We start from the raw sequence: 24,249 nt of genomic DNA, 5'->3' as shown, positions 1-24,249 counted from the left end.
CGAGGAGGCTCTAAAGGTGACGATTGACGCTGAACTCGAAGCCCATATCCTGCGGCTCTACCACGTCGAGAAGTGGCGCTGCGGCACGATCGCGCAGCAATTGCACGTGCATCGCGGCACCGTCAAACGGGTGCTCGCACAAGCTGGTCTGCCGCGTCATGGACCGGCGCCGCGGCCTTCGATGATCGAGCCATACCTGCCATTCATTCGCCAAACGCTGGAGAAGTATCCCACGCTCACCGCCAGCCGCCTTTACGGCATGGTGCGCGAGCGCGGCTATCAGGGCCGGCCCACGCACTTCCGACATCTGATCTCTCTGCACCGGCCACGCCCGCCTGCCGAAGCGTACCTGCGGCTGCGCACGTTGCCCGGCGAACAGATGCAATGCGACTGGGGGCACTTCGGTCACTTGCATATCGGCCGTGCGCGCCGGCCCTTGATGGCCTTCGTGATGGTGCTCTCGTACTCGCGCGAGCTGTATCTGCGCTTTTTCCTCGATGCGCGTATGGAGAACTTCCTGCGCGGCCATATCGGCGCCTTCACGCGCTGGGGCGGCCTCGGTAGGGTCGTCCTCTACGACAACCTGAAGAGCGCCGTCCTTGAACGCCAGGGCGACGCCATTCGTTTCCACCCGACGCTGCTCGCCTTCGCCGCACACTATCGGTTCGAACCCAGACCCGTAGCCATCGCGCGTGGTAACGAGAAGGGCCGCGTGGAGCGCGCCATTCGTCACGTCCGCGACGCGTTCTTCGCGGCCAGACAGTTCACCGATCTGGATGACCTGAATGCGCAAGCCGAACACTGGTGCCGCACGCAGGCGGCGGATCGCCCGTGCCCGGAGGATCGCATGATCAGTGTGCGCCAGGCGTTCGCCCAGGAGCAGCCTACGCTGCTTGCGCTACCGGAGAATCCCTATCCCGTCGAGGAAACGCTCGCCGTCAAAGTCGGCAAGACGCCCTATGTACGCTTCGATCTGAACGACTACCGGATCATCCTCGACGGCGACAGTTATCGAGTGCCCAAATCGATGCCGGAATCGCCTGTTTCAGGCATTGAAAAACGCGGCAAAAACTAGCATTCTTGACGGCGTTCGAAACTGCGTTTCCCAACCCTTCCAAGTGGCGCCTTTACGCCGATCTTCCCAGGCTCCATTACGCCGATCCGTGACACCCCGCTTTGCCGGCGTCAAATCCCGCTTGCCATGACGATGGGTCGATTCGAACGTTCACGTTCATCGCGTACCCCCTACCAGCCCTGATGAGGGGGCGGATTGGGGGGCGCTCGTCTGCGCTTGCAGTTTCGCTACCTGTTGAACCTTCGTCGGTCGGCCTCGTCGGGTTGGCCGATTGGAGGGATTCGACGGGTCATCGGCGCATTGCCGATCTATAAACGCTGCGACATCAACCAGGCGGAAAGCGCGCTTCCGGCCGATCTTGAACGACGGGACAGGGTATGTGCCGGCGCTCAGCCGGTTACGGATGGTCTGGGGTGCCTCGCTAGTGATCTCTGCGACCTGTACGACGGACAGGGCGGGCGGATACAGCGAGGATAAATACGCGAGAGAGGTGCCAGCATGGCTGACAACGAACAGAGATTTGGAGCGTTGCATGGACGTACGCCTTCTGCAATCGCCCCATCGCCTGCCGTACGGGTCAGGTGGCAAAAGGAAACGTACGTATTCGTCAACGGTGCCCCCGCGCCCAGGGGTATGTACAGATGTCGCGGTGTGCGGCGCTGTGTGTTCGTTCCGGTCTTGCAGCTATCCTCTCAGGGAAGCGTCCGCGCGCGCATCTGTACATCGAGTCGGTACTCGCCATCGATCCGTTGATTTATCGATGGTTTTCCTCGCAGGTTCTTCTTCGTTCCGTCGGGGCCTGCCCCGCCGGCAGAACGGCCTCAAAGAGGCATCAGTGCTCTGTCGCTGGCTCTGCCCGGAAACGTCAACCGGGGTTACTTCCGGTCTGACGGTCTGCTCACGCAGATTAGGGAGAAAGCTGGCCGTTTAGCGACAGCCAAAGCGCTGACTACCCCGATTGTACCGGGCTGTACCGATATAATCCAAGTTTCGCGAGATGGGGAGGCGCGCCTGACGTGGTTTCGATGAGCTACCCGGGGCGGACTGTCCGCCAAACCAACGGGCCATCTACGGCGGGAACAAATTCATGACCTCGACAGAAAATCAGATCGAACAGGACCTGATCACCAAGCTCGGCGACCTCAAGTACAGCTACCGGCCCGATATTCGCGACCGCGCCGCTCTCGAAGCCAACTTCCGCGCGAAGTTCGAGGCGCTCAATCGGGTGCGGCTGACCGACAGTGAGTTTCAGCGCCTGCTCGACAGCATCATCACTCCGGACGTTTACAACGCCGCCCAGACGCTGCGTAATATCAATAGCTTCGAGCGCGACGACGGAACGCCGTTGAACTACACCCTCGTCAACATCCGCGACTGGTGCAAGAACGACTTCGAGGTGGTCAACCAGTTGCGTATCAACACCGACAACAGCCATCACCGGTACGACGTGATGCTGCTGATTAATGGTGTGCCGGTGGTGCAAATCGAGCTGAAAACCCTGGACGTCAGCCCGCGCCGGGCCATGCAGCAGATCGTCGATTACAAAAGTGCCCCCGGCAACGGGTATGGCAGGACGCTGCTGTGCTTCGTCCAGCTCTTCATCGTTAGCAACCGGACCGATACCTGGTACTTCGCCAACAACAACGCGCGTCACTTCAGCTTCAATGCTGACGAGCGCTTCTTGCCTGTGTACCAGTTCGCGGGCGAGGACAACAAGAAGATCACGCAACTGGACAGCTTTGCCGAGAAATTTCTGGCTAAGTGCACCTTGGGGCAGATGATCAGCCGCTACATGGTGCTGGTGGCCAGCGAGCAAAAGCTGCTCATGATGCGTCCATACCAAATCTATGCCGTCAAGGCCATCGTGGACTGTATCCACCAGAACTGCGGCAATGGCTACATCTGGCATACCACCGGCAGCGGCAAGACTCTCACCTCGTTCAAGGCATCGACCCTGCTCAAGGACAACCCGGACATCGACAAATGCTTGTTCGTGGTCGACCGCAAGGACCTAGATCGCCAGACCCGAGAGGAATTCAATCGCTTCCAGGAGGGTTGCGTTGAAGAGAACACCAACACCGAAACGCTGGTGCGCCGTCTGCTGTCCGACGACTATGCAGACAAGGTCATCGTCACTACCATCCAGAAGCTGGGTTTGGCGCTCGACGGCACCAACAAGCGCAACTACAAGGAACGCCTTGAGCCACTGCGCAACCAACGCATGGTGTTCATCTTTGACGAATGCCACCGCTCGCAATTCGGCGAGAACCACAAGGCCATCAAGGAGTTCTTTCCCAACGCCCAGTTGTTCGGCTTCACCGGCACGCCCATCTTCGAGCAGAACGCCAGCTATCAACAGGTCGAGGGGCAACAGGCCAGCTACCGTACCACGGACGACCTCTTCCAGCGCTGCCTGCACCAGTACACCATCACCCACGCCATCGAAGACCGTAACGTCCTGCGCTTCCACGTTGACTACTTCAAGCCCGAGGGCAAGAACCCGCCCAAGCCCGGCGAAGGCTTGGCCAAGGCCAAGGTCATCGAGACTATCCTCGCCAAGCACGATGCCGCCACCAACGGGCGCAAGTTCAACGCCGTACTGGCCACCGCCCGTATCAACGACGCCATAGAGTATTTCGAGGCTTTCAAAATGCTTCAGGCCAAGAAGCTGGAAGGAGATGACACCTTCCAGGCGCTGAACGTGGCTTGCGTATTTTCTCCGCCCGCCGAGGGCAACAGGGACGTGCAGCAGATTCAGGAAGACCTGCCGCAGGAAAAGGAAGACAACCAAGAGGACCCGGAGGGCAAGAAAGCCGCACTCACCCGCATCATTGGCGACTACAACGCTCGCTTTGGCACCAATCACCGTATCGGCGAGTTCGATCTGTACTATCAGGACGTGCAAAAACGCGTCAAGGATCAGCAATACGCTAATGCCGATCTGCCGCACGCCCAGAAGATCGACCTTACGATCGTGGTGGACATGCTGCTCACTGGCTTCGACTCCAAGTACCTCAATACCCTGTACGTGGACAAGAACCTCAAGCACCACGGGCTGATTCAGGGCTTCTCGCGTACCAACCGCGTGCTCAACGACAGCAAGCCCTACGGCAACATCTTGGACTTCCGTCAGCAGCAAAAGCCTGTGGAAGAAGCCATCGCGCTCTTCTCAGGCGAGAAGGTCGACAATCCGCGCGAGATCTGGCTGGTGGACCCTGCACCCAAGGTCATCGACAGCCTGCAGGCGGCCACCCAGAAGCTGGCCGACTTCATGCAATCGCAGGGGCTGGCCAATGTACCTGAAGAGGTGGCTAACCTCAGGGGCGACGCCGCACGCAGCCAGTTCGTCAACCTGTTCAAGGACGTGCAGCGCTTCAAGACCCAGCTCGATCAGTACACCGACCTGAGCGAGGAGCAAAAAACGCAGATCGGCCAGATCACGCCACCCGAGCAGTTGCAAGGTTTTAAAGGCGTGTATTTGGAGACCGCCAAACAGCTCAAGGAGCAGCAGGACAAAGAAGGCGACCAGGCTCTGCCCGAGGTGCAGCAGCTTGATTTCGAGTTTGTGCTCTTCGCTTCCGCCGTCATCGACTACGACTACATCATGGGGCTGATCTCCCGCATGACGCAGGAGAAGCCCGGCAAGCTTACCCTTAACCGCGAGCAGCTTATCGGCCTGATTCAGTCCGACGCCAAGTTCATCGACGAGCGCGAGGACATTGCCGAATACATCCGTGGCCTTCCGGTGGGCGAGGCGCTGGGAGAAAAGCAGATACGCGCTGGTTACGAGCGCTTCAAGGCCGAGAAGAAGACCCGCGAACTCACCGACATTGCCGCCAAGCATGGGCTGGCCACTGATGCTCTGCAAGCATTTGTGGACGACGTGCTTCGCCGCCGCGTCTTCGACGGCGAAGCATTGAGCGAGTTGATGGCGCCGCTGGGTCTGGGCTGGAAGGCGCGTACAAAAAAAGAACTGGCGCTGGTGGAAGACCTGACGCCACTGCTGCACAAGCTCGCCCAGGGACGTGAGATTTCGGGGCTGAGCGCGTATGAGCAATAAGGACATGGGTACGATGAACAAAGAGAGCGACGTGAAACAGGCGGTGATGCCACGATTGCGCTTTCCCGAGTTTCGGGATGCAGGGGGATGGAAAAGTGAATTTGGCGATAAGGTCTTCGATCAAGTCAGCAACAAGGATCACAACTCCGACCTTCCTGTCCTTGCTATAACTCAAGAGCATGGGGCGATCCCACGCAATTTGATCGATTACCACGTATCCGTAGCTGACAAGAGCATTGAAGGCTACAAAGTCGTGGAAGCTGGTGACTTCATCATCAGCTTGCGCTCGTTTCAAGGGGGGATTGAATATTCAAAATATCAGGGAATCTGCAGTCCGGCCTATGTGGTGCTAAGACTGCAGCATGGGCACGCAGCGAACTACTTCAGACAACTTCTCAAGACGGACCGATTCATTACTCAATTGAATAAGAATCTTGAGGGGCTGCGCGACGGCAAGATGGTTAGTTATAAGCAGTTCTCCGAGCTGCCTTTGCCTGTTCCGTCTCAGCCGGAACAACAGAAAATCGCCGACTGCTTGTCGTCCCTCGACGAATTGGTCGCGGCGGAAAACCAAAAACTGGATGCACTCAAGACCCAAAAAAAGGGCTTGATGCAACAACTTTTTCCTCGCGAAGGGGAGGCCGCCCCGCGCCTGCGACTTCCTGAGTTCCAGAATGCAGGGGAGTGGAAGGTAAAGGTTTTATCCGAAATTGCGACAATCAGATCGGGAACGACACCTCTGCGTTCAGAACCGAAGTTTTACAACGGCGGAACGATTCCGTGGGTAAAGACGACTGATCTAAATAATTCTTTTATTGCTCGCACGGAAGAATGTATCACGCATGCCGCGAAAGCAAAAATAAATCCAGTCGACTCTGTGCTCGTTGCCATGTATGGCGGCTTTAACCAAATTGGTAGGACTGGTTTTCTGACAATGCCGGCGGCGACTAATCAAGCAATATCCGTGTTGAATCCAAAAAAGGATGAAGTTCTGCCCATATATTTGCTGACTTGGCTCAATGCAAAGGTGGACTATTGGAAGAAGATTGCAAGCAGTAGTCGTAAGGACTCAAATATTACTAGCTCAGATGTTGCAAATTTTCCTATTTGTTACCCTGGCACAAAGGAGCAAGAAGAACTTGCAAATTTGTTTTCTTCACTCGACGATCTGATTGCAATCAGAAGTCAAAAGATTGACGCCCTGAAAGCCCATAAAAAGGGTCTTATGCAACGGCTTTTCCCTGTGCTGGATGAGGTACAGGGATGACTGTGCAACGGTATCAAACCATCCGGCGGCTTGCTCAACGGTTGCGCGATGACCTAAATGGCGGCGGCCAGAGCTTTGTGCTGCTCTATGCCTACAACGGCACTGGCAAGACACGCCTTTCGATGGATTTCAAGGATGTTGGAAAGCACAAGAACGGCGGCAATCCTGACACGCTGTATTTTAACGCCTTTACCGAGGATCTCTTTCATTGGGACAACGACCTCGATAACGACAGCCAGCGGGTATTGCGCATCAATTCTGCATCGAGCTTTTTCTCGGGCATTAAGGAACTGGCTCTGGAGGAAAGTATCCAGTCTTATCTGGGGCGCTATGCCGACTTTGATTTCGATGTGAATTATGAAAACTGGACGATTTCGTTCAGCAAGGGCAAGGCAGAACACATAAAAGTGTCACGCGGTGAGGAAAACATTTTCATCTGGTGCCTGTTCATGGCAATTTGCGAGCGCGTGATTGACGGTCATCCCTCGTATGCCTGGGTCAAATACCTCTACATTGACGACCCGATTTCATCACTTGATGACAACAACGCCATTGCTGTCGCGAGCGACTTGGCTCAACTATTGCGCAAGGGAAAAGATAGGTTCAAGGTGGCGATTTCGTCCCATCATTCCCTATTTTTTAATGTTGTCTGCAATGAGTTGAAGAAGGAGGCGCACAAAAAGTATTTCCTGCACCGCCCGAATCGGGGTAGTGAATATGCGCTGCGCGCAACGAACGATACGCCATTCTTTCATCACGTCGCCATGCTGAGCGAGGTCAAGAGAGCGGCGGAATCGGATGCGCTCTACACCTACCACTTCAATATGTTGCGCAGCATTTTGGAAAAAACTGCGACCTTCTTCGGTCACGACGATTTCTCGGCCTGTATCCACGGCGTAGACGATGAAGTGCTCTATGCCCGTGCATTGAATCTGCTGAGCCACGGCAAGTACGCCATCTATGAACCGCGCGAAATGGTCGAAGACACCAAGGCGCTTTTCCGCCAGATTCTGAGCGCCTTTCTCGATCGTTATCAATTTTTCTTGCCCGATCTTCAGGCAGAACCAGCAGGAACCCCAGCATGACAGAATTTGAAAAACAGAAACTAGGCAAGACCCTCTGGACTATTGCCGATCAACTGCGCGGCGCGATGAACGCGGACGACTTCCGCGACTACATGCTGGCCTTTCTATTTCTGCGCTATCTGTCTGATAATTACGAGGCTGCCGCAAAGAAGGAGCTGGGGCCGGATTACCCTACCCAGCTTGACAGCTCGGTGTCCACGCCGTTGCAGCTTTGGTATGAGGGCAATCTTGATGATGTGCCCGAGTTCGAAAAACAGATGCGTCGCAAGGTGCATTATGTGATCGAGCCGCAATACCTCTGGGGCAACATTGCAAAGATGGCGCGCGAACAGAGCAGCTATTTGCTGGATACGCTTCAAAAGGGCTTTGACTACATTGAAACAGAATCCTTTGCCAGCACCTTCCGGGGACTGTTCTCCGAGATCAATCTTGCCTCGGACAAGCTCGGGAAGAATTACGACGAACGCAATGCGCGCCTGTGTAAGATCATCAGCGAAATTGCCAAGGGGCTGACGCAATTTTCCACCGATAGTGACGCTCTGGGCGATGCCTACGAATACCTGATCGGCCAGTTTGCGGCCGGCTCCGGCAAGAAAGCCGGTGAGTTCTATACGCCACAGCCCATTTCCAGCATCCTCTCGGCCATCGTCACGCTGGACGGGCAAGAGCCGGCCACCGGCCAGCGCAAGCATATGGACAGTGTGCTGGACTTCGCCTGCGGCTCGGGGTCGTTACTGCTCAATGTGCGCCACCGTATGGGGCCGCACGGCATCGGCAAGATTTACGGGCAGGAGAAGAACATCACCACCTACAACCTCGCGCGCATGAACATGCTGCTGCACGGGGTGAAGGATTCCGAGTTCGATATCTTCCACGGCGACACCTTGCTCAACGAGTGGGACATGTTGCGCGAGACTAACCCGGCCAAGATGCCGAAGTTTGATGCTGTTGTCGCCAATCCGCCGTTCAGCTATCGCTGGGAGCCGACTGAAGCGCTGAGTGAGGACGTGCGTTTCAAGAACCACGGCCTGGCGCCAAAATCGGCCGCGGACTTTGCCTTTTTGCTGCACGGCGTCCACTTCTTGAAGGAGGACGGCGTGATGGCCATCATCCTCCCGCACGGCGTGTTGTTCCGTGGTGGAGCAGAGGCGCGCATCCGTACCAAGCTGCTCAAGGACGGCCACATCGACACGGTGATCGGGCTGCCGCCCAATTTGTTCTTCTCCACTGGTATTCCGGTGTGCATTCTGGTGCTGAAGAAGTGTAAAAAGCCGGACGACGTGCTGTTCATCAACGCGGCCGAACACTTCGAGAAGGGCAAGCGGCAGAACCGGCTGCTACCTGAGCACATCGACAAGATTATCGACACCTACCGGTTCCGTAAGGAGGATCCACGTTACTCGCGGCGGGTGAGCACGGACGAAATCGAGAAGAAGAACGATTTCAATCTGAATATCGCGCGCTATGTGAGTACAGCGGTGGTCGAGGAGGAAATCGACCTTGCGGCCGTGCATGCTGAACTGGTTTCGCTGGATGAGAGGATCAAGATAGCGACCGAGCGGCACAACGAATTCCTCGCGGAGTTGGGAAGGCCTTTGTTACCGTGATCTGATCACCTACGGGCCGACGCTCCAAATCTGCTCCACTCGACTACGGAATTTTTCGGTACGATACCAAATCCCGGCGTGTACCCGAATCTACCGAAATTTGTGCGTGGCCCGAAATGTTCGGCAACTGATTGATTTTAAAGGATCTTGCTGGATCGCCGAAAAGCTCTTCGGAATCAAGAACTTTGATCAGATGGGCCTAGGCGGATCGAAACCTCATTCGCAATGCGAAGGTCGGGAGTTCGATCCTCCTCCGCTCCACCAATCGAATTCAAGGGCTTAGCCGGATGGCTAGGCCCTTTTCATTTGGCTCGGCGGTTCGCCCCCGATCCCACCTGGCCAACCGCCGCGCGCCGTTCATTCGTTAATCACCCCTGCCCATACCTCCGCGCCAACCTCGCCGACTTCCCGCCTTCCGGCTCGAGCTTCAGCACGTAATACAGCACGACGAGCAACACGAGCCAAGCCGGCCCGACATAAAGTGCGATCCGCGTATCCGGAAAATACGCCATCAACCCGATCACGAGCACGAGAAACGCAAGCGCAATCCATGAGCCGTAAGGCCAGAACGGCATCCGAAACCGCAGCGCACGTTCCTCGGCCCGTGCAAGGCTTGCGCGAAACTTCATCTGCGTGACGAGAATGACGCCCCACGTCCAGATCGCGCCGAACGTCGAGATCGACGTTACCCAGACGAACACCTTTTCCGGCACGAGATAGTTGAGCAGCACGCCGACGAGCAGCGCCGCCATCGACACGACGATCGCCCGGCGCGGCACGCCGCCTTCCGTCGTCTCGCCGAACGCGCGCGGCGCGTGGCCCTGCTGCGCGAGGTTGTACAGCATGCGTCCGGTGCTGAAGATGCCGCCGTTGCAAGACGACAGCGCCGCCGTGAGCACCACGAAATTGATGATGCCCGCGGCCGTCTTGATGCCGAGCCGCTCGAACGTCATCACGAACGGGCTGCCTTGCGTGCCGATTTCGTTCCACGGATAGATCGACAGAATCACGAACAGCGCGCCGCCGTAAAAGAGCAGGATGCGCCAGAACACCGAGTTGATCGCGCCCGGAATCGACTTCTGCGGATTCTCCGCTTCACCCGCCGTCAGCCCGATCATCTCGACGCCGAGATACGCGAACATCACCATCTGCATCGACATCAGCACGCCCTGCGCGCCGTTCGGAAAGAAGCCTCCGTGCGCCCAGAGATTCGAGATGCCCATCGGCACGCCGTGATTGCCGATGCCGAACGTAATCATCGCGATGCCGACCGCAATCATCACGACGATCGTCACGACCTTGATCAGCGCAAACCAGAATTCGAATTCGCCGTACGCCTTCACGGTGAGCAGATTCACGGAGCCCATCGCGGCCAGCGCGGCGAGCGCCCAGATCCAGCGCGGCACGTCCGGGAACCAGATGCCCATGTAGATGCCGACCGCGGTGATTTCGGCGATGCAGGTGACGAGCCAGAGGAACCAGTAGTTCCAGCCCGTCAGATAGCCGGCGAGCGGCCCGAGATAGTTGCGCGCGTAGCGGCTGAACGAACCGGCGACCGGCTCGTGCACAGCCATCTCGCCGAGCGCGCGCATGATCACGAAGATCACGGCGCCGCCGATGATGTACGACAGGACGATGCCGGGTCCCGCCATCTTGATCGCGTTGGCCGAGCCGAGAAAGAGGCCGACGCCGATCGCCGCGCCGAGCGCGATCAAGCGCATCTGCCGTTGCCCGAGTCCTCGATGTAGGTCGGTTTCGGTGCTTCTTTTCTCCATGGGGACGTCTCCTTCGGGTTTGGTGAAATTGGCGTAGCGCACGTCGGCGTCATGCGGCGGACGCGTGTCTTGCCTCGCCGCAACGACGGCGAGTGGACATGGATCGGCTGTGCGAAGGCGCGCAGGCGCAGTTTCAGGTGCGCGCGGTTCGCTTGCGCGGGCCGGCGTGGCTTAAATGGAAGAGGAGACGGACAAGGCGCAGCGAATCGGAACACGACGCCGTCCGGCGCAGTCGGCGTTCGGCGGCGATGGCTGGCGTGAAACGCGCGTATCGGTTCGCGCGGCGAATCGGTGGATGCATCGAGCAGTGTCTCCAGCATGCATGAACAGATGCCCCTCGGTCGGAGTCTGGTATTTGGCGCTATGCTAGTGGCTGTTCGCGAGTGGATGTTCCTGTATTTGTCTTAATTTCAGAAAAAGAAACTATGGCCACATGACGGCGCATCGTCGTGCACGATTCGTCCCGATTGCGTGTTCCATCCGAACGACGACATTTACGGAGTCCGATCATGCCGATCGAGAGCAGTTGGGTTGCGTCTACAGGGTTGCCGGTTGCCATCTACGTCTTCTGTTTCGGCTACGCGCTTTTTCGTGCCATTGGGCCGTCTCGCTCGCGCTATCCGAAACTGATGCGCGGCTATTCGATGGCGTGTGCATGCGCGATGCTCTTCGGCATGCTTGTGGCAATCGGCGTCGCGATCCGCGCGCCCGATGCGTCGGCGCTCTCGTCGCTCGGGATCACGGTCACGTTCGTCGGGATAGTCGGCGTGTTGATCGGCTGCATGTGCGAAGCGACGGTGTCGTTCGGCAAGCGCTGGGAGCGCTGATTCGGCTGCGCTTTTCGGGCTCGTTCGACTGAATGCCGGGTTTGTGCGCGTCGACGTGAAACGGCCACGAAAGCGAATGCAAAAACCACTTTGCAACTAACGAGCAAAGACCGCAGCGCAAGCATCGTTTCTCAATTTACCGATCACCGCTGCATCCACGCTCGGCGCTTCGCAGGGATGTCCGGCTTGATAGACAAAAGGCGATTCAATCGCGCGAGCCCGTACACAGGAAAACATTGGGCCTGCGTGCGAAGAACAAGAGTTATCCACGCCCAGCTCTGGAAATCCTTGGGATAACTCGCCGCCCAGCCTGTGGACCAAATCTTGATAAAACCGGCCTCGCTTCCAAACGCGTCGAAGTTATCCTTCGCTCGCGGCGGATATTCACGCACAGCCGATACGGTTATGGAATCGATGCTGCTCTGATCCGTCTGGGAAAACCCGGGTTGTCCACAGGAAAGGGACGCTATTGTTAACTCTTACTATGTATACATACATCAATTAAAAGAATTGAAGACAAAACGGCCGACGGCGCTTGTGTCGACGCTGAAGGCAGTCGACGAGTCGAATGGAACAAAGCCGCATTGGCAGGGTTGATGAGAACTGTGTTCGGTTCGAATCGATTGGATGGAGAAAGGCGTGCCGATGCGTCGTCGCGTCGATTCGGATTCGAGCAAGCTTGCAGCCATCGAGCGTTCGCGGAGGCGCACAGAAACGGGCTCGCGGGAGGCGTAACGTTGCGCGGCTGAATGCGGATTGCCTTCGTTACCGAGCAGCGCGATCCGCAGCCGAATGCGAATCGACATGCACAAGGAAAAGACTCCGAAGAGAGCGAAGCATGCATGCGCAAGCATCTCCGCCGCGTGCGTGCCGATGAAAAGCCCGGACGGCGCGGTCGCGCTTACCGGCCCGTCGTCTCGTAATCGACGCCAGGAACCGCCCGCTCGACGAGTACGAGGTGCTCTCCCGCCGAAGTGCGTTCGACCCGCGCATCGACCGCATAGGCGCGCCGCAAGCGCGTCGGTTCGAGCACTTCCGACGGCAAGCCGTCCGCCAGCACGCCGTCCGGCCCGAGCAGCACCATCCGGTCGCAGAAGCGCGATGCGAGATTCAGGTCGTGCATCGCGACGACGACGATCGCCGACCGGCGGCTTGCCGCGTCGCGCATCGCTTCCAGCGCGAGCAATTGCCAGCGCAGGTCGAGCGCGCTCGTCGGCTCGTCGAGCAGCAGGAGCGGCGTGTGCCGCACCAGTACCTGCGCGAGGCCGACCATCTGGCGCTGGCCGCCCGACAGGCTGTCGAGCGGCTTCATCGCGAGCCGGTGCAGGCGTAACTGCTCGAACACCGCCTGCAGCCGCGCGTCGTGCTCGGCGCTCGACAGCCCGCCGCACGTCGCGCGCAGCGCGCCGCTGACCGCTTCGTAGACGAGGAGCGTCGACGCCTGGGGCAGTGTTTGCGGGAGATAGCCAACGCGCCGCATGTGCTCGCGCCGCGAGCCGCGCAGCAGGTCGACGCGATCGAGCGAGACCGAGCCGCGTGCGCGCACGAGCTGCGCGATTGCGCGCAGCAGCGTCGACTTGCCGACGCCGTTCGGCCCCAGCACCGCCACCATGCAGCCCGGCTCGATCGGGCGCAGCGTGAGTTCGTCGAGGATCGCGCGGCGGCCATACGCGACGCTCAGACGGTCGATTCGCAGCTCAGCCATCGCGTCTGCGCCGACTGATCAGCGTCATGAAAAGCGGCACGCCGACGAGCGCGGTGATGATGCCGATCGGCAACACGAGGCCGCTGATGAGCGTCTTGCTGAGGATCGACGCGCCCGACAGCATGATTGCGCCCGCGAGCATGCCGCCCGGCAGGTAGTAGCGGTGATCGTCGCCGACGAGAAGCCGCGCGATGTGCGGCCCGACGAGCCCGACGAAGCCGATCGTGCCGACGAACGACAGCGCGGTCGCGGACAGGAGGCTGATGCGCACGAGCGTGACGAGCCGCAGCCGCTCGACGGCGATGCCCATGCTGCGCGCCTGCTCTTCGCCGGCGCGCAGCGCGGTCATCGACCACACGTGCGCGCTCGCCCACAGCGCGCACGCGGCGAGCACGCATGCGAGGATCGCGATCTTGCTCCAGCTCGCGCGCGCGAGGCTGCCCATGCTCCAGAACACGATCTGCTCGAGCGCGTTGCTGTCGGCGATGAACTGCAACAGCCACAGCAGTGCCTCGAAGCTGAACATCAGGCCGATGCCGAACAGCACGACGGTCTCGGTCGTCGCGCCGTGCCGCCATGCGAGCCAGACGATGAGGAGCGTCGCGGCCGTCGCGCTCGCGAATGCGCCGAGCGACAGCGCGAGGTTCTCGTTCCATACGGCGAGCTGCCAGCCGGCGAGCACGACGATCGATGCGCCGACGCTCGCGGCGGCGGACAGGCCGAGCGTGAACGGGCTCGCGAGCGGGTTGTTGAGCACGGTCTGCATTTCGGCGCCGGCGAGGCCGAGCGCGGCGCCGACGAGGATCGCCATCAGCGCGTAAGGCAGGCGCACGTTCCACAGGATCACGCACTGTTCGAGCGGCAGGCTGTCGGGGGAGAAGAGCCCGGCGACGATGTCGGCGGGCGCGAACGTCGACGGCCCCGTGGCGACGTCGATCACGACGAGCGTCGTGAGCAGGCCGGCGAGCAGCGCGAGCGCGGCGAGGCGGCGCGCGGCGATCGCACGGTAGCGTGTCCTGAGCGACGTTTGCGAAACGGGCAGCGTATTCATGCGCGTGAATCGGACGGGACAGCGGTGACTGCCGCGATGGGCCCGGCGGCGATGCGCACGGCGAGCGCGGCGCTCGGCAGCACGAGGCTGCCGTGATCTTCGCCGGCGATCACGCGGCATTCGGCGTGCAGGCCGCGCACCGGCTGCACGCTTTGCACGAACTCGCGGGCGGAGCTGACCTGCTTGCGCGCTTGCTGACGCCGCGCACGCTCTGGATCGGGATTCGGCACACCTTCCTCGAGACCGCCTGCGGTGACGAGCAGGTCGACGCGCGTATCGAGCGGCGCGGCGCGTTCGACGAAGCGGTCGCGAAACGGCAGCAGCGCGCGGTCGCCCCACCAGATCGACGGGCTCGCCGCGACGTAGCGCTGGAACAGGTGCGTGCGCGTAAGCAGCGCGTACAGCGTGAGCAGCCCGCCGTACGAATGACCGAACAGCGTCTGGCGGCGCGCGTCGACGGCGAATTGCTGCGCGAGCCACGGCTGGAGGTCGTGCTCGACGAAATCGAGGAAGCGGTCCGCGCCGGTGCGCAGCGTGCCGGCGGCACGGCGCGCATCGGCATCGGTCGCGTCGTCGACCGTGGCGGCCGCATCGACCGCGTGGTTCGGCGCGTTGCCCACGAGCGGCGCGAGCGTGTAGTCGGCGGCGCGCGCTTGCATGTCGTACGACGCGTCGGTCGCATAGCCGAGCGCGACGATCGCGGGTACGTTCGCCGGATCGGCGCCCGGCCGCGCCGCGTGATTGCGCGCGAGCTGCGCGAACAGATGGAACACCGCATTGCCGTCGAGCGCGTACAGCACCGGATGGCCCGCGGGCGGTACGGGCTGCGGCGGCAGCGCGACGAAGATGCGCCGTCGCTGGCCGGCGATCGACACGTCGATCTGACGGCTTCGCGGCGTCTGGACGGCGGGCGCGTCGGTGAGGCCGGGCAGCGTATCGATGCGCCGGACGCCGTGAGCGGCGCTCGCCGGCGCCGCGTGGCAAGGCAGCGGGGACAGCGCGCTGCCGATCCCGGCGAGCAGCAGCGAGCGTCGCGTCGCGGAAGGGGAGCCGGTCATGTCAGCGCGCCTCGCTGATCCAGTATTCGCCGTTCAGCGCGACCGGCTGAAAGCGCGCGTACATCTGCTCGAGCGTGCGGCGCGGATCGAGATCGGCGAACAGCTCGGGATGCAGCCATTTGGCCATCGCCTGCACGGCGACGATGTTGAACGGCGAGTTGTAGAAGTGATGCCAGATCGCATGCGCGCGGCCTTGCCGGATCGCCCGGAGCGGCGCGAGCTGCGGTCGCCGCAGTGATTGCTCGAGCGAGCGCCGAGCGACGTCGGCGGACACGCCCGCGCCGAGCGCGATGCGCTGCGGTGCGCTTTGCAGCGTCTGCGCGGAGCCGATCGCGGTGCCGATGTAGACCGACGGCTGGCGGCTCAGCAGGTATTCGGGATTGAGCATTCCGTGCTCGCCGGGCACGATGCCCTTCGCGACATTGGCGCCGCCGGCGGCATCGAGGAGGCGCCCCATCATGCCCGTCATCGTGTCGCAGCAGTCGGTCGCGAGACCGACGCGGCTTTCGAGAAACACGGTCGGCGCGGCGGGATGCGCGGTCTTCAGCCGCTGCCGGACGACGTCGAGCTGCCGCTGCCACTCGGCATTGAACGCGGCCGCGCGCTCGGACGCGCCGAACACCTGGCCGAGCACCGCGACGCTGCGCGGCGTGTTGCCGAGCGGGTCGTGCCGGAAATCGACGAACACGATCGCGACGCCTGCCGCTTCGAGCCGCGCGAGCGTCTCGCGATCGCGCTCGCCGGGGCCGTGGCCGCCGCCCAGTCCGAAGATCGCGACTTGCGGTCGCAGCGCGAGCGCGCGTTCGTCGCTGAAGCTGCCCGCCTGCGAACGGCCGATCCGCGGCACGTCGTCCAGATGCGGAAACGTGCCGCGCCACTGCGCGTAGCTTGCCGGATCGAGTTGCTCGAAGTCGCCCATCATGCCGACTAGCCGGCGGCTCGGGTCGCCGCGTTCGACGATCGCGAGCGCGGGCAGCAAACGCCCTTCGCCGAGCAGCACGCGCTCGACGTTCGACGGCAGGCGGACGGTGCGGCCCGCGAGATCGGTGACGGTCTGCTGCGCGTGTGCGGAATGGATCAACGCCGCGGTCAACCATGCGCAAAGCAGTGACCAAAATCTGCTTGTGTTTCTCACGCTATTCCCGATACGATATAAATGATAATTATTCTCATTTAATTCTAACCGAGATTACGCCCCTGTAGCCGCGTCCGATGTTTGGCCGAGCAACGGAATGGTTTGCGTGAGCGGCGACGTGCGTCGCCGGGCCGCGGCGTCGAGGGGCGAGCGAAGTGCGGGCGGGGTCGAAGAAATTGAATGCGCGCGTAGAAAACCTGTTTCCTTCCGGTCGCCGCGACCATGCGGCGCATGTCGCCAAGGTCCGCGAAGTACGGCCGGGCCTGCGTGTTCATGCGGACGACGCAATCGACGAGTTCGACGCGGTCATGTCCGGTCAATGCACAGCGGGGCTGCATCTCGTGCTGTTGCTCGAAGGCGAGCTCGACGTGTCGTACGGCGATCGCCGCATCGTGCTGACGACCGCTTGCCGGCCGGACGCACGGCAGGCCCGGCCGCTCGGCCGCAAGCCGCTGGGCGAAATGCGGGCGTTCCTCGTGAACGCGGTCGAGCCGGACACGTTCAGCCGGCGCATCAGCAAGGGCGGCTATGCGCGCCGCTTGAGTCTCGGCATCTCGGGCGAATGGCTGCAGCACCTGCAGACGGCAAGCCGCGCGGCGATGCCCGAGCGGCTCGATTCGCTGCTGTCCGCGCATCTGTCGGTGCGCTTCTGGCAGCCGACGCCGCGCGCGATCGCGCTCGCCGAGCAGATCGTGCGGCCGCCCGCATATCAGCCGATGCTCCAGGCGATCTACCTCGAAAGCCGCGTGCTCGATCTGCTCGCCGAAGCGCTCGCGCCGCTGCAAGCCGACCAGCATTTGCCCGCGGCGGGCGCGGCGTCGGACGCGGCGAGCCTCGGCTCGCGCGGCTATCGCCGGATGGCCGATTTGCGCGCGTTCCTCGGCAGCGAGGCCGCGCAACAATTGTCCCTCGACGACATCGCGCGCCAGGTGGGGATGAACGCGAACGCGATGCAGCGCCAGTTCCGCAGCGTCTATGGCACGACGATCTTCGACTTCCTGCGCGAAAGCAGCTTGCAGCGCGCGCGCCTCGCGCTCGAGCGCGACGCGATCAGCGTCAAGCAGGCGGCGGCGCTCGCGGGCTACACGAGCGCGGCGAACTTCGCGACCGCGTACAAGCGGCGCTTCGGTGTGACGCCGAAGCTCGCGCGCCGCAGCGGCCAGCACTGAGCACGGAGCGTCGCGCGCGGCGTCGAGCACGACGTCGCGTTGCGCAAACAATTTCGTACCTTTCACAAATCTATCAACGCCTTTCGTCATTGATAATGGAAATGAGAATCAATTCCATTTGTCGAACTAGAAAGTCGTTATGTCGAGTCACGTTCCAGGCTTTGCGATAAAGCCGGCGGTCGCCGCCGGTCTATACATGATGGGGGCGTCCGTCGGATGGGCTCAGCAGGCTGCCGAGCCCGCGCCCGTCGAGGATGCCGCCGCGCTGAAGGCGATCGTCGTGACCGCCAGCCAGCGCGAGCAGGCGATCAAGGAGGCGCCCGCGAGCATCTCCGTCATCACCCGCGACGAGATCGAGGCGAAGCCGTACACGTCATTCGCCGACATCGTCGGCAAGGTCGAGGGCGTGAGCGTCGTCGGCGCGTCGCCGAACGATCAGGACATCTCGATTCGCGGGATGCCCGGCGAATACACGCTGATCCTCGTCGACGGCCGCCGCCAGACCACCCGCGAGACGATGAACCGCGGCACGGGTGGTGTGCAGAGCAACCTGCTGCCGCCGCTCTCCGCGATCGAGCGGATCGAGGTCGTGCGCGGGCCGATGTCGTCGCTGTACGGCGCCGACGCAATGGGCGGCGTGATCAACGTGATCACCCGCAAGGTGCCGAAGCGCTGGGGCGGCACTGTCACGGCGGGCAGCGTGTTCCAGCTCGAATCGAATCAGGGCGACACGCAAAGCGTCGACTTCTGGGTCGGCGGCCCGCTTAAGCGCGACGTGCTCGGCCTGCAGGTGTCGGGGCGCGCGCTGCATCGGAGCGAAGACCGCATTTATTACCCGAAGAGCGCGACGAGCGGCGCGAACGGACAGCGCGTCGCGAACTTCGACGTGAAGCTGACCGCGAAGCCCGCGAGCAATCAGGACATCACGCTGAACGCGGGCCACGATCAGTTCAGCTATCTGAGCACGCCGGGCAAGAGCATCGCGCCCGCGAAGCCGAATACGGCCGCGACGACGATCGTCGAGACGCGCCACGTGCGCGACTACTGGGGCATCACGCACAACGGCCGCTGGGGCTTCGGCAATTCGACGCTGTCGCTGTACGGCGAGCGCGGCACGCAGGAGCAATGGACGGCGCTCGCGCCGTCGTCCGTGAAGCCGGCGATCACCGACACCGTGCTCGAAGGCAAGGTCGAGGTGCCGTGGTGGGGCGAGCGCAACATCCTGACGGCGGGCGCGCAGCACATCTGGTCGCGGCTGTCCGGCGCGGGGCGGCAGGATGCGGTGCCGAAGGGCTACGGCGTCAACTCGGACAGCATCCAGCGCAATGCGTGGGCGCTCTTCGCGGAGAACGATTACTTCTTCGACAGCCGCTTTACGCTGACGACGGGCGTGCGGCTCGACCACGACGAGCGCTACGGCAGCCACGTGAGCCCGCGCGCGTATGGCGTCTACAAGCTGAGCCCGACGCTCACGCTGCGCGGCGGCGTGTCCGCCGGCTTCAAGCCGCCTTCGCTGCGCCAGAGCACGGCCGGCTACTGCATGACGTCGGGCGGCGCGGCGGGCGCGGTGCCCGGCACGCTGTGCGGCAATCCGGACCTGAAGCCGGAAACGAGCCTGAGCGAAGAGCTCGGCATCCGGTACGACCGCGGCGAGAGCCACGTGAGCCTCACGCTGTTCAACAACCTGTTCAAGAACAAGGTCGCGAGCTACGACTCGGGCGTCGCCGATCCGCACTCGCCCGGCCGCAACATCTACGTGTACGACAACGTCGACCGCGTGAAGCTGTACGGGCTCGAAATCGGCGCGGGCGCGCGCGTCGTGAAGCAAGTGAAGCTCTCGGGCGCGTACACGTTCACGCAATCGCGCCGCGAGGGCAGCGGCGAGAAGGCGTTCAACGGCAGCTCGCTCGACGGCTTCCCGCTCGACAAGACGCCGAAGCACAAATTCAACGTGCAGGTCGACTGGACGCCGACGCCGCGCCTCGATCTGTACGCGAACGTCAACTACACAGGCACCGAGTACTGGGCCGCATTCCGCAACGGCGCGCAGGGCGTGCGCGAACGGCCGTCGACGACGACGTTCGACATCGGCGGGCGCTACCGGATCGACAAGCACCTCTCGGTCAATTTCGCGGTGCTGAACCTGACGAACAGGATGGTGCCGATCGACGACCGCACGCGGGCGACCGGCCTGAGCGGCAACTGGCTCGTCGACCAGGGCCGCCGCATCGCGGTGAGTCTCACCGCAGAGATGTAATGCGAACGCGCCGCGCGACGCGGCGCGTCGATCCAGACGAATCGAATTCGGAGAGCAGAACGTGAACGCGCTTCCCAAGCCTGAGTCTTTATCAGTTATCCAGAATATGCTCGACGCATACGAGCCCGATGCGGCGCTCTTCTTCGCGACGCCGAGCCATACGCTGCTCGCGCAGGACATCGTCGAGCGAGTGCCGCATGCGGACGAGCCGCTCGGCGCGCGCGTGCAGCGTGCGCTCGCGCAAGCTCGCGAGCAGGGGCACGACGATGCGGCGGTCGTCGGCGCGGTGCCGTTCGACGTCGAGCGTCCCGCGGCGCTCAGCGTCGTGCGCGCGATGCTGCGCGGCGGCCCGCTCGCCGACGTGCAGGCGCCGCCGCCCGCCGCGCATCGCTACGACACGCGCGCGACGCCGTCGGGCGACGATTATGCGGCCGCCGTCGCGCAAGCGGTCGCGAGCATTCGCGCCGGGCATCTCGACAAGGTCGTGCTCGCACGCACGCTCGAGCTGACGGGCACGCAGCCGGTCGACGTGCGCGCGCTGATCGAAAGGCTCGCCGCGCGCAATCCGCACGGCTATACGTTTTCGGTCGACGTCGGAGACGGGCGCACGCTGCTCGGCGCGAGCCCCGAGCTGCTCGTCAGCCGCTTCCAGGGCGTGATGCGCGCGAATCCGCTCGCCGGGTCCGCGCCGCGCAGCAGCGATCCGGTCGAAGACCGCAGGCGCGCGGAGGCGCTGCTCGCGTCGGCGAAGGATCTCGACGAGCATCGCGTCGTCGTCGACGCGGTGAAGGAAAGCCTTGCGCCGTTCTGCAAGAAGCTCGTCGTGCCCGCGCGTCCGTCGCTCGTCCATACGCAGACGATGTGGCATCTGTCGACCGAAGTCACCGGCGAAACGAGCGCCGATGCGCTGGCGCTCGCGCTCGCGCTGCATCCGACGCCAGCCGTTTGCGGCCATCCGCGCAGCGACGCGCGCGAAGCGATCCTGCGCGCCGAGCCGTTCGATCGCGGCTTCTATGCGGGCACGCTCGGCTGGGTCGATGCACGCGGCGACGGCGAGTGGATCGTCACGATCCGCTGCGCGGAAGCGCGGGGCGACACGTTACGGCTCTTCGCGGGCGCGGGCATCGTTGGCGATTCTCGGCCGGAAGCGGAGCTCGCGGAAACGGCCGCGAAGTTCCGCACGATGCTCGACGCGATGGGCGTCGATCGAACGGCGGCAACCGATGCGACCGACACGACCGACGCGGCCTCGGGGATCGTCGCATGACGCTCGCGCATTGGACGCCGTGGCCGGACGGCGTCGCAGCCGAGTATCGGCGCAAAGGCTATTGGCAAGGGCAATCGTTCGGAGACCTGCTCGACGAGCTTGCCACGCGGCACGGCGAGCGCATCGCGCTCGTCGACGGCGACACGCGCTGGTCGTACCGGCGGCTCGCGAACGAAGCGACGCGCGTCGCGCGCGGACTCGCGGCGCGCGGTATTCGTCCGCACGATCGCGTCGTCGTCCAGTTGCCGAACTGCGTCGAGTTCTTCGCGGTCGTCTTCGCGCTGTTCAGGCTCGGCGCGCTGCCCGTGTTCGCGCTGCCCGCGCATCGCAGGCAGGAGATCGGCCACTTTTGCAGGCACGCGGAAGCGGTCGCATACGTCGCGGCGGACCGGCACGGCGGATTCGACTACCGCGCACTCGCGAAGACCGTGCAGGCGGAAGCGCCGACGCTCGAGCACGTGCTGATCGTCGGCGATGCGGGCGAGCACGTCGCGCTGGCCGATCTGGGCGACGACGAAGCGATCGCGCTGCCAGACGGCCCAGGCGCGCACGAAGTCGCGTTTCTGCAGTTGTCGGGCGGCAGCACGGGTACGCCGAAACTGATTCCACGCACGCATGACGACTATCTGTACAGCATCCGCGAAAGCGCGCGCATCTGCGGGCTCGACGAAGCGAGTGTCTACCTGTGCGCGCTGCCCGTCGCGCACAACTACGCACTGAGCTCGCCCGGCACGTTCGGCGCGCTGTACGCAGGCGCCACCGTCGTGTTGTGCGACGGCGGCAGTCCCGATCAGGCATTTCCGTTGATCGAGCGCGAACGCGTGACGATCGCAGCGCTCGTGCCGTCGCTCGTTCCCGTGTGGCTTGCCGCCGCCGCGAAACGGCGCGTCGCGCTCGCGAGTCTGCGCGTCGTGCAGGTCGGCGGCGCGCGCTTCGACGTGACACTCGCGCGGCGCATCGAGCCGGAGCTCGGCGCGAAGCTGCAGCAGGTATTCGGGATGGCTGAGGGTCTCGTCAACTACACGCGGCTCGACGATCCCGTCGACGTGGTCGTCCACACGCAAGGTCGGCCGATTTCCTCGGACGACGAGATCCGCATCGTCGACGACGGCGATCGTCCGGTCGCGCCGGGCGAGGTAGGGCATCTGCTGACGCGCGGGCCGTACACGATTCGAGGCTACTACAAAGCGGACGCGCACAACGTGCGCGCGTTTACGCCGGACGGCTTCTATCGGACGGGCGACCGCGTGCGGATGACCGCGGCCGGTCATCTCGTCGTCGAAGGGCGCGCGAAGGATCAGATCAACCGTGGCGGCGAGAAGATCGCGGCCGAAGAGGTCGAGCATCTGCTGCTCGCGCATCCGGGCGTCGTCGACGCGGCGCTCGTCGCGATGCCCGATCCGTATCTCGGCGAGAAGAGCTGCGCGTACGTGATCGGCAGCGAGCCGACGCCGCGCGCGACGGAGCTGCTGCGCTTCCTGCGCGAGCAAGGCATCGCCGCCTACAAGATTCCCGATCGAATCGAATTCGTCGGCGCATTCCCGAAGACGCCCGTCGGCAAGACCGACAAGAAAGCGCTGCGCAGCGACATCGCGAATCGGCTGGCCACGGCCGAAGCGACCGTCGGCTGACCTCGCGTGCGGCGTTCCTTGACACTCCAAAATAACTTCAAGATCGATATGGCCATTCCGAAGATCCCTTCATATCCGATGCCTGCGGACATCCCCGAGAGTCGCGTCGCATGGCGCTTCGACGCCGCTCGCGCGGCGCTCCTCGTGCACGACATGCAGGACTACTTCCTCGACTTCTACGATCGCGACGCGGCGCCGATTCCCGATGCGATCGCGAACGTGCGTCGCCTGATCGATTTCGCGCACGCGAACGGCATGCCGGTGTACTACACCGCGCAGTTGCCGCAGCAATCGGCCGCCGAGCGCGGGCTGTTGACCGACATGTGGGGACCGGGCCTGACCGCGCAGCCCGGGCGCGCGCCGATCTGCTCGGCGCTCGCGCCGGCATCGGGCGACATCGTTCTCGACAAGTGGCGCTACAGCGCATTTCAACGTTCGGATTTCGAATCGATGCTGCGCGGCGCGCAGCGCGACCAGCTCGCGATCTGCGGCATCTATGCGCATATCGGCTGCCTGATGACCGCATGCGAGGCGTTCATGAAGGATGTCCAGCCGTTCTTCGTTGCCGATGCACTCGCCGATTTCTCCGAGCACGAGCATCGGATGGCGCTCGATTACGTCGCGCGCCGCTGCGGCAAGGTCGTGCTCGCGCGCGAGCTCGCCGACGATCGGCGGGCCGCGGCCGAGCCGGAATCGATCGCGGCCGTCGCGGCGCAGGTTGCGCGCTTGCTGCAGATCGCCGCAGCGGACCTGCCGCCGCACGACAACCTGCTCGACCATGGGCTCGACTCGGTGCGGATCATGACGCTCGTCGAGACGTGGCGTCAGGCGGGGCGCGACGTGTCGTTCGTGCAGCTCGCCGAAGCGCCGACGCTCGCCGCATGGGCGCAACTGCTTCAACGCGCGGACCGCGTGGCCGCATGACGGGGGGAACGACGATGCAACAGCCGGATTCGAACGCGCCGTCGGATGCGCTCCTCGTCAGCACCGCCGAACTCACGGTGCCGCAGGCCGACCGCGTGCTGTTCAAGATGTGCAAGCACTACGCGATCAAGGTGCCGGTCGCGTTCGACGCGCATCGCGCGGCGATCGACTTTCCGTACGGCAAGTGCCACGTGCTGCGCACCGACGACACCTTGAGCATCCGCTGCGAAGCCGATTCGATCGAGAAGCTCGAACAGATCCAGTACGTGATGGACGAGCACCTCGCGCTAATGGCGCGCAACAAGCAACTGGTCGTCGACTGGCGGCGCGCCTGACGCGCATCGCCTATTCTTTTC

18 protein-coding genes are annotated in these 24,249 nt (G+C 62.7%); 12 read left to right on the top strand and 6 right to left on the bottom strand.

All coding sequences use genetic code 11. The features are described from left to right. The 5 genes from istA to WS69_RS14490 form a co-directional block, all read left to right on the top strand. Positions 1-1,075, top strand: a 1,075-nt coding sequence (istA, locus tag WS69_RS14510; RefSeq protein WP_442854906.1) for an IS21 family transposase, incomplete at its 5' end; no start/stop codon positions are given. A 1,087-nt stretch (positions 1,076-2,162) separates the two neighbouring features. Next, positions 2,163-5,135, top strand: coding sequence for a type I restriction endonuclease subunit R (locus tag WS69_RS14505; protein ID WP_059471448.1), 2,973 nt, complete (start codon positions 2,163-2,165; stop codon positions 5,133-5,135). 13 nt (positions 5,136-5,148) lie between these two features. Beyond that, on the top strand, positions 5,149-6,402 hold the full coding sequence (locus tag WS69_RS14500; protein ID WP_059471453.1) for a restriction endonuclease subunit S: 1,254 nt from the start codon (positions 5,149-5,151) through the stop codon (positions 6,400-6,402). Further along, complete coding sequence (locus WS69_RS14495) at positions 6,399-7,487, top strand: AAA family ATPase (RefSeq protein ID WP_059471447.1); 1,089 nt, start codon at positions 6,399-6,401, stop codon at positions 7,485-7,487. The genes WS69_RS14500 and WS69_RS14495 overlap by 4 nt, the downstream gene beginning before the upstream one ends. After that, positions 7,484-9,094: a type I restriction-modification system subunit M gene (locus WS69_RS14490; RefSeq protein WP_059471446.1), complete on the top strand. Its 1,611-nt coding sequence runs from the start codon at positions 7,484-7,486 to the stop codon at positions 9,092-9,094. Before WS69_RS14495 ends, WS69_RS14490 begins: the two co-directional genes overlap by 4 nt. Positions 9,095-9,462: 368 nt before the next feature. Here the strand turns inward: WS69_RS14490 and WS69_RS14485 are convergent, their stop codons facing one another. Further along, positions 9,463-10,869 (bottom strand): amino acid permease, encoded by a 1,407-nt coding sequence (locus tag WS69_RS14485; protein ID WP_059471445.1) that lies wholly within the window; start codon positions 10,867-10,869, stop codon positions 9,463-9,465. A gap of 509 nt (positions 10,870-11,378) precedes the next feature. Here WS69_RS14485 and WS69_RS14480 point away from each other — a divergent pair. Further along, complete coding sequence (locus WS69_RS14480; RefSeq protein ID WP_059471444.1) at positions 11,379-11,696, top strand: hypothetical protein; 318 nt, start codon at positions 11,379-11,381, stop codon at positions 11,694-11,696. Between the two features lie 497 nt (positions 11,697-12,193). Here the strand turns inward: WS69_RS14480 and WS69_RS33355 are convergent, their stop codons facing one another. From WS69_RS33355 to WS69_RS14460, 5 genes are all read right to left on the bottom strand, one after another. Next, a complete protein-coding gene (locus WS69_RS33355; RefSeq protein WP_156438144.1) occupies positions 12,194-12,502 on the bottom strand; it encodes a hypothetical protein in 309 nt (102 codons plus the stop codon). Between the two features lie 95 nt (positions 12,503-12,597). Further along, a complete protein-coding gene (locus tag WS69_RS14475; RefSeq protein WP_059471443.1) occupies positions 12,598-13,401 on the bottom strand; it encodes an ABC transporter ATP-binding protein in 804 nt (267 codons plus the stop codon). Beyond that, a complete protein-coding gene (locus tag WS69_RS14470; protein WP_059471442.1) occupies positions 13,394-14,452 on the bottom strand; it encodes a FecCD family ABC transporter permease in 1,059 nt (352 codons plus the stop codon). The genes WS69_RS14475 and WS69_RS14470 overlap by 8 nt, the downstream gene beginning before the upstream one ends. Further along, positions 14,449-15,510, bottom strand: a complete 1,062-nt coding sequence (locus WS69_RS14465; protein ID WP_059471441.1) for an alpha/beta hydrolase — start codon at positions 15,508-15,510, stop codon at positions 14,449-14,451. The genes WS69_RS14470 and WS69_RS14465 overlap by 4 nt, the downstream gene beginning before the upstream one ends. Before the next feature lies 1 nt (position 15,511). Next, positions 15,512-16,591 (bottom strand): ABC transporter substrate-binding protein, encoded by a 1,080-nt coding sequence (locus tag WS69_RS14460; protein WP_231747141.1) that lies wholly within the window; start codon positions 16,589-16,591, stop codon positions 15,512-15,514. Positions 16,592-16,953: 362 nt separating this feature from the next. Here WS69_RS14460 and WS69_RS14455 point away from each other — a divergent pair, with 362 nt between their 5' ends. The 6 genes from WS69_RS14455 (at position 16,954) to WS69_RS14430 (ending at position 24,228) form a co-directional block, all read left to right on the top strand. Next, on the top strand, positions 16,954-17,814 hold the full coding sequence (locus WS69_RS14455; protein WP_082716204.1) for a helix-turn-helix transcriptional regulator: 861 nt from the start codon (positions 16,954-16,956) through the stop codon (positions 17,812-17,814). 139 nt (positions 17,815-17,953) lie between these two features. After that, the gene (locus tag WS69_RS14450; protein WP_059471438.1) at positions 17,954-20,071 is read left to right on the top strand and encodes a TonB-dependent receptor domain-containing protein; all 2,118 of its coding nucleotides are present in this window, start codon (positions 17,954-17,956) and stop codon (positions 20,069-20,071) included. Between the two features lie 61 nt (positions 20,072-20,132). After that, positions 20,133-21,338, top strand: a complete 1,206-nt coding sequence (locus WS69_RS14445) for an isochorismate synthase (RefSeq protein WP_059471437.1) — start codon at positions 20,133-20,135, stop codon at positions 21,336-21,338. Continuing rightward, positions 21,335-22,969, top strand: coding sequence for a (2,3-dihydroxybenzoyl)adenylate synthase (locus tag WS69_RS14440; RefSeq protein WP_059471436.1), 1,635 nt, complete (start codon positions 21,335-21,337; stop codon positions 22,967-22,969). The genes WS69_RS14445 and WS69_RS14440 overlap by 4 nt, the downstream gene beginning before the upstream one ends. Positions 22,970-23,017: 48 nt before the next feature. Further along, complete coding sequence (locus WS69_RS14435; protein ID WP_197419261.1) at positions 23,018-23,893, top strand: isochorismatase family protein; 876 nt, start codon at positions 23,018-23,020, stop codon at positions 23,891-23,893. Positions 23,894-23,907: 14 nt separating this feature from the next. Then, on the top strand, positions 23,908-24,228 hold the full coding sequence (locus tag WS69_RS14430; RefSeq protein ID WP_108033987.1) for a DUF2218 domain-containing protein: 321 nt from the start codon (positions 23,908-23,910) through the stop codon (positions 24,226-24,228). Positions 24,229-24,249: the final 21 nt, after the last annotated feature.

Origin of the sequence: Burkholderia sp. BDU5 (assembly GCF_001522845.1) — a bacterium.
In the GTDB taxonomy this organism is placed as follows: Bacteria; Pseudomonadota; Gammaproteobacteria; order Burkholderiales; family Burkholderiaceae; genus Burkholderia; species Burkholderia mayonis.
The sequence above is the reverse complement of the archived record's forward strand: the minus strand, read 5'-3'. Positions and strand labels throughout refer to the sequence as shown.

Coding starts and splice junctions, on each gene's coding strand:
- WS69_RS14430 (WP_108033987.1), top strand. CDS start 23,908: ATGCAACAGCCGGATTCGAACGCGCCGTCGGATGCGCTCCTCGTCAGC.
- WS69_RS14475 (WP_059471443.1), bottom strand. CDS start 13,401: ATGGCTGAGCTGCGAATCGACCGTCTGAGCGTCGCGTATGGCCGCCGC.
- WS69_RS14500 (WP_059471453.1), top strand. CDS start 5,149: ATGAACAAAGAGAGCGACGTGAAACAGGCGGTGATGCCACGATTGCGC.
- WS69_RS14440 (WP_059471436.1), top strand. CDS start 21,335: ATGACGCTCGCGCATTGGACGCCGTGGCCGGACGGCGTCGCAGCCGAG.
- WS69_RS14435 (WP_197419261.1), top strand. CDS start 23,018: ATGGCCATTCCGAAGATCCCTTCATATCCGATGCCTGCGGACATCCCC.
- WS69_RS14495 (WP_059471447.1), top strand. CDS start 6,399: ATGACTGTGCAACGGTATCAAACCATCCGGCGGCTTGCTCAACGGTTG.
- WS69_RS14465 (WP_059471441.1), bottom strand. CDS start 15,510: ATGACCGGCTCCCCTTCCGCGACGCGACGCTCGCTGCTGCTCGCCGGG.
- WS69_RS14480 (WP_059471444.1), top strand. CDS start 11,379: ATGCCGATCGAGAGCAGTTGGGTTGCGTCTACAGGGTTGCCGGTTGCC.
- WS69_RS14455 (WP_082716204.1), top strand. CDS start 16,954: ATGTCCGGTCAATGCACAGCGGGGCTGCATCTCGTGCTGTTGCTCGAA.
- WS69_RS14490 (WP_059471446.1), top strand. CDS start 7,484: ATGACAGAATTTGAAAAACAGAAACTAGGCAAGACCCTCTGGACTATT.
- WS69_RS33355 (WP_156438144.1), bottom strand. CDS start 12,502: ATGTCGATTCGCATTCGGCTGCGGATCGCGCTGCTCGGTAACGAAGGC.
- WS69_RS14505 (WP_059471448.1), top strand. CDS start 2,163: ATGACCTCGACAGAAAATCAGATCGAACAGGACCTGATCACCAAGCTC.
- WS69_RS14450 (WP_059471438.1), top strand. CDS start 17,954: ATGTCGAGTCACGTTCCAGGCTTTGCGATAAAGCCGGCGGTCGCCGCC.
- WS69_RS14470 (WP_059471442.1), bottom strand. CDS start 14,452: ATGAATACGCTGCCCGTTTCGCAAACGTCGCTCAGGACACGCTACCGT.
- WS69_RS14485 (WP_059471445.1), bottom strand. CDS start 10,869: ATGGAGAAAAGAAGCACCGAAACCGACCTACATCGAGGACTCGGGCAA.